Source organism: Frankia sp. CcWB2 (genome assembly GCF_977927585.1).
On sequence record NZ_CDWRCM010000074.1, the window covers coordinates 1 to 9,570 of the forward strand.

The 9,570-nt window shown below is 73.5% G+C and carries 4 protein-coding genes; 3 read left to right on the top strand and 1 reads right to left on the bottom strand.

Annotated elements, in window-relative coordinates; all coding sequences use genetic code 11:
- A partial coding sequence (locus tag ACY45C_RS10115; protein ID WP_462187371.1) for an acetoacetate--CoA ligase occupies positions 1-1,667 on the bottom strand: 1,667 nt, incomplete at its 3' end.
- 150 nt (positions 1,668-1,817) lie between these two features.
- Here ACY45C_RS10115 and ACY45C_RS10120 point away from each other — a divergent pair.
- From ACY45C_RS10120 to ACY45C_RS10130, 3 genes are all read left to right on the top strand, one after another.
- Positions 1,818-3,098: an acetoin utilization protein AcuC gene (locus ACY45C_RS10120; RefSeq protein WP_462187372.1), complete on the top strand. Its 1,281-nt coding sequence runs from the start codon at positions 1,818-1,820 to the stop codon at positions 3,096-3,098.
- Between the two features lie 65 nt (positions 3,099-3,163).
- Complete coding sequence (locus ACY45C_RS10125) at positions 3,164-5,782, top strand: bifunctional acetate--CoA ligase family protein/GNAT family N-acetyltransferase (RefSeq protein WP_462187373.1); 2,619 nt, start codon at positions 3,164-3,166, stop codon at positions 5,780-5,782.
- 500 nt (positions 5,783-6,282) lie between these two features.
- Positions 6,283-9,570: SpoIIE family protein phosphatase (locus ACY45C_RS10130; RefSeq protein WP_462187374.1), on the top strand; the 3,288-nt coding region annotated here is incomplete at its 3' end.

A 9,570-nucleotide genomic window follows, 5' to 3' on the forward strand; every position in this document is an offset into this window, starting at 1 on the left:
CTGTAGAGCTCGTTGGTGCCGATCCGGACGCCGCCGCGGTTCAACGTCGCGTCCGAACGTCCCTGGATGACGACGGCACCGGTAGGCGTGATCCTCGCCCAGTCCCCGTGGCGCCAGACGCCGGGGTAGACGGAGAAGTAGCTCTCCCGCAGCCGGCCGCCGTCCGGGTCGGCCCAGAAGCACAGCGGCATGGACGGCATCGGCGCGGTCACGACGAGCTCACCGACCTCGTCAACGACCTCCTTGCCGGCCTCGTCGAAGACGCGCACCGCGCAGCCCAGCGCGCGCGATCCGATCTCCCCGGCCCGCACCGGCATCGTCGGCAGGCCTGCCACCAGCGCCGTGCAGACGTCGGTGCCACCGCTGATCGACGACAGCATCACGGTCGGGCTCACCGCTTCGTACACCCAGGCATAGCCGGCTGCGGACAGTGGCGATTCGGTCGATCCGACGGTGCGCAGCCTGGACAGATCGGCGAACTCGCGCGGGACCAGCCCGGCGTCCTCGCAGGCCTGCAGGTAGTCCGCGGACGTGCCCAGGCACGTGAGCTCCAGGGCCTCCGCCAGACCGAACAGGGTGCCGAGCGCCGGGTAGCCGGGCGCTCCGTCGTAGAGCACGACGGTCGCGCCGACGAGCAAACCGGAGAGCAGGTAGTTCCACATCATCCAGCCGGTCGTGGTGAACCAGCAGAACCGGTCGTCCGGACCGAGATCGAGGTGCAACGCCAGCGACTTCAGGTGCTCCAGCAGGATGCCGCCGTGGCCGTGCACGATCGCTTTGGGGGGGCCGGTCGTGCCGGACGAGTAGAGGATCCACAGCGGCGCGTCAAAGGCGACCCGGGTGAACTCGGGCTCGGAGGTCTCCGAAGCCATCAGCTCGTCCCAGGTGAGCAGTCCCGGTAGCCCCGCGGCCCGGGCCCGGGAGAGCGCGTCCGGCCACAGGTACGGCACGATCACGCTTGCCCCGAGTCCCGGCAGGTCGCCCGCGAGCGCGGCGAGGGCGGCGAGGGTGTCGTAGCTCTTCCCGCGGTAGCTGTAGCCGTCAACGCCGATCAGGACCTTCGGGTCGATCTGGCCGAACCGCGCGCGCAGGGCCGTCGGGCCGAGCTCCGGCGAGCATGACGACCACACCGCGCCGATGCTGGCGGCGGCCAGCATCCCCACCATCGCGTAGACGGTGTTGGGCAGCACGGCGCAGACCCGATCACCCTCGGCGACACCCAAGCTCCGCAGTCCCGCCGCCGCCTTCGCCACCTGCCGGCGCAGCTCGTCCCAGGACACCACTGCCGTGGCACCGTCCTCGCGTACGGCGATGACGGCCGGAGCTGGCCCGCTCCGGGTGAGCGCGTTCTCCGCGTAGTTTACCCGGGCACCGGGAAACCAGACCGCGCCGGGCATCGCCGCGTCGGCGAGCGCCGGACCGGTGCCGCGGTCCCCCTCGACCGCGCAGAAATCCCAGATCGACTCCCAGAACGCGTCCAGGTCGGTAACCGACCACTCCCACAGGCGCGTGTCGTCGGCGAGCTCAACCCCCCGCTCGGCGGCGAGCCAGGCGCGGTAGTTGGTCACCGCGGCCTGGCTGATCCGACGGGGAGGCGGTTCCCACAGCGGCGTGCCGGCAGCCACCGGCCCACCACCACGGCCGGCCGGCTGCCGCCCGTCCTCCATCGCCGTATGGTCCGGTGTCACTCGGTCTGCTGCCACGGGCACTGACCCTAGGCCATTCCGGGCAGATCTACGTGCCTCATCGACGGCCCTGGATCCTCGTCACCGACACCACCGCTACCTCCGGGAGCGTGATCGGGCTACGGTCGACAGATGAGTGTCCCGGGCGATTCCGAGCGGCGGGCCGACGGTCGCCCGTCGGCCGAGCCGCTGGCCGAGCCGACGGTCGTGACCTGGGATCCGGCCATGGCCGGCTACGACTTCGGGCCGGCGCATCCGCTGCATCCCGTGCGGCTCGAGCTCACCATGGACCTCGCTATGAGTCTCGGCGTTCTCGACGCACCGGGCATCCGGATCTCCAGGCCGACCCTCGCCTCCGACGACCTCATCGGCCTGATCCACGATCCGGTCTACCTGAGCGCGGTCCGTGCCGCGCCCGACCCGGCGCAGGCAAGGTTCGCGGCCCTGTTCGGCCTGGGCACAGCCGACAACCCCATCTTCGAACGGATGCACGAGGCCGCCGCGCTCATCACCGGTGGCACGATCGAGGCGGCACGGGCGGTGTGGAGCGGGCCGCCGCGGCACGCCGTGTCGATCGCCGGGGGGCTGCATCACGCGATGCCGGGAATGGCGAGCGGATTCTGCATCTACAACGACCAGGCGATTGCGATCGCCTGGTTGCTCTCCGCCGGAGCCACCAGAGTGGCGTACGTCGACGTGGACGTGCATCACGGCGACGGCGTGCAGACGGCGTTCTACGACGATCCGCGGGTGCTCACCATCTCCCTGCACCAGACGGGGAGCACCCTCTTCCCGGGCACCGGATTCCCGACCGAGGTGGGTGCTCCCGCCGCGGAGGGCACCGCGGTGAACGTGGCGTTGTCCCCCGCCACCGGCGATGCCGGCTGGCTGCGCGCCTTCTCCGGGGTGGTGCCGGTGCTCCTGCGGTCCTTCCGGCCGCAGGTGCTGGTGACCCAGCACGGCTGCGACACGCACGCCTTCGACCCGCTGGCCGATCTGGCGCTGTCGGTGGACGGCCAACGGGCCTCCTACGACCTGCTGCACGCGCTGGCCCACGAGGTCTGCGACGGGCGCTGGCTGGCCTGCGGCGGTGGCGGGTACGCGCTGGACACGGTCGTGCCGCGGGCCTGGACGCAGCTGCTGGCGATCGCCGGCCACGTGCCCCTGGATGCCGGCCGCGCCCTGCCGGAGGACTGGCGGTCCGCGGCGCCGGGACGGGTGCGGGCGGCGACCGGGCAGAAGTCCCTCGGCGCCGCCGCCATGCCCCGGGCGCTCGGGGACGGGGTGAGTGTCCGGTACCGTCCCTGGGACGCGGGCGAGGGAGACCCCGACGATCCGTTGGACCGGACGGTGGCGGCGACCCGGCGTCAGGTGCTGCCGTTGCACGGCCTCGACCCCACCGTCGACCGTTGAGCACGGCGTAAGAGCTGAGCACGGAGTAAGAGCTGAGCACTGCGTGAGAACCGGGTGAGCGCCGCGTGAGCACCGAGCCTCCGGTCGTCTATCCGGCCGAGTGGGAGGCCGACGTCATCCTCAGTGACGGCGGCACCGCCCACATCCGCCCGATCCTGCCGACGGACGGCCCGCTGCTGCGGACCTTCTGGACCCGGCTGTCGACCCAGTCGATCTACTTCCGGTTCTTCGCCGTGCGCCGTGCCCTGAGTGACGCCGACATCCACCGGATGACGACCGTCGACCAGCGGCTGCGCGGCGCCATCGTCGCAATGATCGGCGACGACCTGGTCGCGGTCTCCCACTGGGAGAGCACCGCCGCACGGCCGATCGAGGCGGAGGTCGCCTTCCTGGTGGAGGACGCCCAGCAGGGACGAGGGCTGGGTTCGGTGCTGCTGGAGCATCTTGCCGCCGCGGCCTGGGACCGCGGGATCCGCCGCTTCGACGCCGACGTGCTCGGGGAGAACCAGCAGATGATTCGGGTCTTTCTCGATGCCGGTTACACGGTCTCGAGGACCTGGGACTCGGGCGCGGTCCGGCTGTCCTTCGAGATCACCCCCACCCAGAAGTCGGTCGGGGTGATGCGGGCCCGGGAGCACCATGCCGAGGCCGCCTCGATCGGTCGGCTGCTGCATCCGCGCGCGATCGCCGTCATCGGTGCGGGGCGGTCCGCCGGGTCCGTGGGCAACGCGGTCCTGCGTCACCTGCTCGCCGGCGGCTTCGACGGCCCCGTCTACCCGGTAAACCCGGCCGCGGCCGCAGCCGGCGGCGCGGTGGCGTCGATCCAGGCCTACGCCGGCATCGAGGACGTGCCGCGTCCGGTCGACCTGGCCGTGGTGTGCGTGCCGCCCGCGCAGGTGCCTGACGTCGTCACCGCCTGTGGGCGGGCCGGGGTCTGGGGACTGGTCGTCCTCACCGACCAGCGCGACGCCGCCGCAGACGCGGCCCTGGTGGCCGAGGCCCGGGCGGATGGCCTGCGGGTGGTCGGCCCGGCGAGCATGGGCATCCAGAATCCGGCGGCGGGGTTGAACGCCTCGATGGTGCCCCGGATGCCCCCGGCCGGCCGCATCGGCTGCTACTCCCAGTCGGGTCCGTTCGGCGGGGCCATCCTGGCGGCGGCGGCCGCGCGCGAGGTCGGTCTGTCGGTCTTCGTCTCCGCCGGGGACCGGGCCGACGTGAGCGGTAACGACCTGCTCCAGTACTGGGAGGAGGACCCCGGGACCGACGCGATGATTATGCATCTGGAGACCTTCGGTAATCTCCGCAAGTTCGCCCGGCTGGCCCGGCGGGTGGGTCGGCGTAAACCGGTGATCGTCGTGTACTCCGGCCGTTCGACCCTTGACGACGCGCTTCTGCGGCAGGCCGGGGTGATCGGCGTCGACCGGGTCTCCCAGGCGTTCGACGTCGCGCTGCTGCTCACCACGCAGCCGCTGCCTGCGGGCGGTCGGGTCGCCGTCGTCGGCGACTCCCGGGCCCTGGTCCGGCTGACGGCCCGTGCCGCCGACGCGGCCGGGCTCAGGGTCGAGGAGGTGCTCCTCCCGGTTGGCAGCTCCCCCGGGGACCTCACCCGGGCGTTGACCTCCGCGGCGGACCGGGCGGATGCGCTGATCGCCACGCTGGTCCGGCTGCCGCCGTCCCCGGCCGGGCCGATCGCGGCGGCCGCCGCCGCGGCCGCCGCGACCATCAAGATCCCGGTTCTCGCCGCCGTGCAGGGGGGCGAGATGCCCGGCGAGCTCGCCGGCATTCCGGCCTATTCGTCGCCGGAGGCGGCCGTCGCCGCGCTGCGCCGGGTGGTGGGCTACGCCCAGTGGCGGGCACGCCCGATCGGCACCGTGCCGACGACGGCGGTGCGGGCAGACGAGGCGCGTTCGCTCGTCGCCGGACTCACCGGTCGCCTTCCGGAGGATCAGGCCGCCGCCCTGATGGACTGCTACGGCGTCACGGTGGAGCCGGCCGTCCTGGTGACGTCCCCGCGCCGGGCCGTCGAGGCGGCGGGCCAGCGCGGCTATCCGGTGGCGCTCAAGGCGCGGTCGCGACCCTACCGGCATTGTCCGGACCTGCGCGGTCAGCGTCTCGACCTGCCCGACGCGGCAGCCGTGCGGGCGGCATGGGCGTCGCTGCGCTCCCAGCTCGGGGTGGAGGTGCCGATTGTCGTCCAGCGGATGGCGCCGGTCGGCGTGCCGGTGGTCGTCGGTTCCGAGGAGCATCCCCGGTACGGTCCCCTGGTCTCGTTCGGCCTCGCGGGCCCCGCGACCGAGCTGCTGGGGGACCGCGCACACCACATCCTTCCCCTTACCGACGTCGACGCGGCGCGCCTCGTGCGTTCGGTGCGGGCGGCGCCGCTGCTGCTGGGATACCTCGGCTCGACGCCGGTCGACATCGCCGCGCTGGAGGACCTGGTCCTCAGGATCGCCCGGCTCGCCGACGACGTGCCGGAGGTGGTTCATCTCACGTTGGATCCAGTGATCGTGTCGACCGGGCGGGTGACCGTGCTGTCCGTGGAGATCGTCGCTGGGCCGTCGGCGCCCCGCGCGGACGTCGGACCTCGGCGGTTCTGGACACCGAACCGCCCGACTCCGGACGGGGCGACTACCCGGGGCGGTTCAGCACAACATGCGCACGCCGTCCACAATCGTCTCCCATGACGTCGCCGCACTCCGCGCAGCCGCCCGTCTGGCCCGCTTCCGGCGCATTCCCGATGCTCTCCCCTGATTCTGCGGGAGCTGTCGGGACGCCTGGTACCCCCGTAGAGGGGATGCCTGGGCAGGCGTCTCTCGTGCCGATGTACCGGCCGGCGAACGTCGGGCTGTCGGAGGCGCTGCCGGTGGATCTGGGGCCGGTGGGCGCGGGGCCCGCGGGTGCGCGCTTCTCCGTGAGCCCCCCGGGATCCGCCTCCCGGCCATCGGGCGTTGTTCCGTCCGGCCAGGGGGATGTCTCCCCGGGACCGACTCCGGTCACCCGGTCCCAAGGGGGACCGCCGGCCGGCCCACACACCAGCCCTGGCCCACACGCCAACCCCGGCCCACGCGCGCATCCCGGCCCGAACCAGGTCCCCGGCCCTAAGCACGCTCCCGGCCCGGATACCGGCCCCCGTCAGGACCGGGGAGCCGGCTCCGAGCTACCCGAGCTACCCGAGGGCTGGCCCATGGTCGCCCGGCCGGCCGCTCCGGCCGTGACCGCCGAGCCGGTCATACGGGATGTCATCGACGGCACCGAGCCGCGCCGCACGCCGGATACGCCAGGGATGCGCCGGTCCGATCCGGCGGGGCTGCCGGGACCGGGCCGGGCCGGTTTTCCCCCGCCCGGACACGCCCCGGGAACCGACCCCGTGGCCACGTTCGTGATGCTAGACGCGCTGTTCGCGTGGGCCCCGGCCGGTCTCGCCCTGCTCGACCCGGCCGGGCGGTTCCTGCGGGTGAACGACACACTCGCCCGGTTCGACCGCCGGCCGGTCCACGAGCACCTCGGCCGTACCGTCTCCGAGCTCCTCGGCGACACCGGCCAGGAACTCGACGCTCTGCTGGCACGGGTGCTGCGCACCGGCGAGCCGGTGGTGGACCTGGAGGTCGTGGTCGCCACCGATGGTTCCGGACCGCCGCAGACGTGGCTCGCCAGCTGGTATCCGGTGAACGACCCTCAGGTCGGGCTGGTGGGCGTGGCGTTCGTCGCGATCGACGCCAGCGGGACGCGGGCGGTCGAGAGGGAGCGGGCGCGGGCCGAGGCACGCTACCTCGGTCTCGTGGACGCCGCCGCGATGGACGTGTTCCATGCCGAAGGCGACGGGGCACTCGATGCCGATCTGCCCCGTCTGCGGGCCTTCACCGGGCGGCATCCGGCGGAGCTGGCCGGGTTCGGCTGGCTCGGCGTGGTCCATCCCGACGACCGGGAGCGGGTCGGGCGCGCCTGGCGCGGGGCGATCGAGCACGGTGAGACCTTCGAGGCCGAGTTCCGGATCTCCGGTGGCGGAGGCGACCGCACCGCCGTGCGGGTGGTCGAGGCCCGCATCGTTCCCATGCCGGCGGCCGGCCGGCCGAACAGCCGGCCCGGCGAGTGGCTCGGGGTGATCCGCGATCTCACCGAGGTACGCGCCGCCGAGGCTGACCGGGCCACGGCCGACCAGCGGGCCCGGATCGCGACGGAACGGGCCGAACAGACCGCGACGTTGGCCGTGGCGCTCGCCCGGACCCTGACCGTGGACGACGTCGTCGCCACCGTCCTCGACGTCGGGGGACGGATGGCCGGGGCCGCCAGCCGGGGCGTCGCGCTCGTGGACGAGGCGCACGACCAGCTACTCTTCCACGCCCCGCCGGGTCCCGCCGACGGCCTCGCCCGATGGTCGGAGGTGGCGCTGGGCGCGGTACATCCGCTGGCGGAGGTCATGCGGGGCGGTCGTGCACTGTTTCTCGTCGACCGCGACGAGCTGCTCGCCCGCTGGCCGGTGCCGGAGGTCGCCGACGTCGCCGCCGCGGCGGGTGAGCACGCCTGGGCGATGCTGCCGCTGGCCGTCGGGGGCGGCGCACCCTTCGGCGTGGTGACCTTCGGGTTCCGCCAGGCGCGGGAGTTCACCGCCGCTGATCAGGCATCCCTCGTCGCGATCGCCGACGCCTGCGCGCAGGCCCTGGAACGGGCCACCGGCTACGAACAGCTCGCCGCCGACGCCGCGCGCGGTCATCGGACCCTGGCGGCGACGCGCGAGGCGCAGGCCGCCCTGGCACTCGCCGATCGACGCTTTCGGCTGCTGGAGCGAGCCACCGGGATCGTGGCCGCGGCCGTCGAGCCTCCCGTCGCCCTGCGCTCCCTGGCCGAGCTGATCGTCGCGGAGGTCGCCGACCTGTGTGTCGTCCAGCTTGTCACCGGCACGCCCGCTCCCGTCCCGGCGTCCTGGAGCGGTGCCGCGGTGCCCGTCCGGGACGGGGCTGACGCCGGGGACGGGGCTGACGCCGGGGACGCGGCCGGGGACAGAGCCGGGGACGGGGACAGAGCCGGGGACGCGGCCGGGGACAGGGCCGGGGCCGCGGGGGGCCTCGAGGAGACGGCGGGGGACCGGGCGGCCGAGCCGGTGCCCGAGCTGCATCCACTCGTTGTCGTGGCTCGTGACGGGCTCGGCACGGTGCCTCCGTTCGCCTTGGGGGCCGGCGCGGCGACGTCGCCGACGAGTCCGTTCGCCCGGGCCGCCCACCAGGGCGAGCGGCTGATCGCCGCACTGGCAGCGGGCGAGTGGGATCCGCCGGCCGACGCCGAGCGGTGGATCCGCCAGGTGGGGGCCCACACGATGGCTGTCGTACCCGTGGTACGGGTCGGCCACGTCGTCGCCGTACTGAGTGTGACTGCCGTTGCGGATCGACCTCCGTTCACCGAAGCGGATCTGCTCTTGCTGACCGAACTCGCCGCCCGGGTGGGGGTCGTCCTGGACCGGATCGATCGGGGGGCGGCCGAGCGCAGCAATGCGCTGGCACTGCGTGAGGCGTTGCGCGGTTCTCCGCCCGCCGTCCCGTCCGGGCTCGAGGTGGCCACCCGTTACCTGCCCGGCGACGCCGGTGACGACGCCGGTGGCGACTGGTTCGACGTGATTGACCTGGGAGCCGGGCGAGTCGCCCTGATGATTGGCGACGTGATGGGTCGAGGGATCCGGGCGACCGCGGTGATGGCGCAGCTGCGCGCGGCGGCCCGCACCTGCGCCTGTCTCGATCTTCCCCCGGCCGAGGTGTTGACGCTGCTGGACGGCATCGTCGCGGACCTGCCCGGGGAGGAGATCGCCACCTGCATCTACGCGGTCGTCGAGATCGACAGCGGGGTGCTGACGCTGGCGAGTGCCGGGCACCCGCCGCCCCTGGTCGTCGCGCCGGACGGGCTGGTCTCCAGGCTCTACATGGCGGTGGGGTCTCCACTCGGGGTGGCCCGGTCGGACGTGACCGAGTACACGGTGCGACTGGGACAGGGATATCTGATCGCCCTGTTCACCGACGGGCTCGTCCGGGGACGTGCGCGCGACCTCGACGCCGGAGTCTCGCAGCTCGCGGCCGCGCTCGCCCGCACCAGCGACAGGTTCACCGCGAATCTGGACGACCTGGTCACCGCGGCGTGTGCCGGTCTCGGTCCCGCCGTCGCCCCCGGCCCGGTGGGTTCCGGGACGGTGGGTTCCGGGACGGCCGACGGGACGGCCGGGGGGACGATCGACGCGGCGGCGGCCGACGACGTCGCGCTTCTGTTCGCCCGGTTGCCCGGTGAACTGACGGCCGCGGCGGCCCTCCTGGACGCGACCTTCGACGGTGCGGCGAGCCTGCGCGCCGTGCGGGCCCAGGCCAGGCTCGCGCTGGAGAACGCGACGCTGGCCTCGGAGGTCGTCGACACCATCATCCTGGTGCTGTCGGAGTTGGCGAGCAACGCGGTGCGGCATGGTCGCCCACCACTGTCGGTGCGGCTGCGCCTGCTG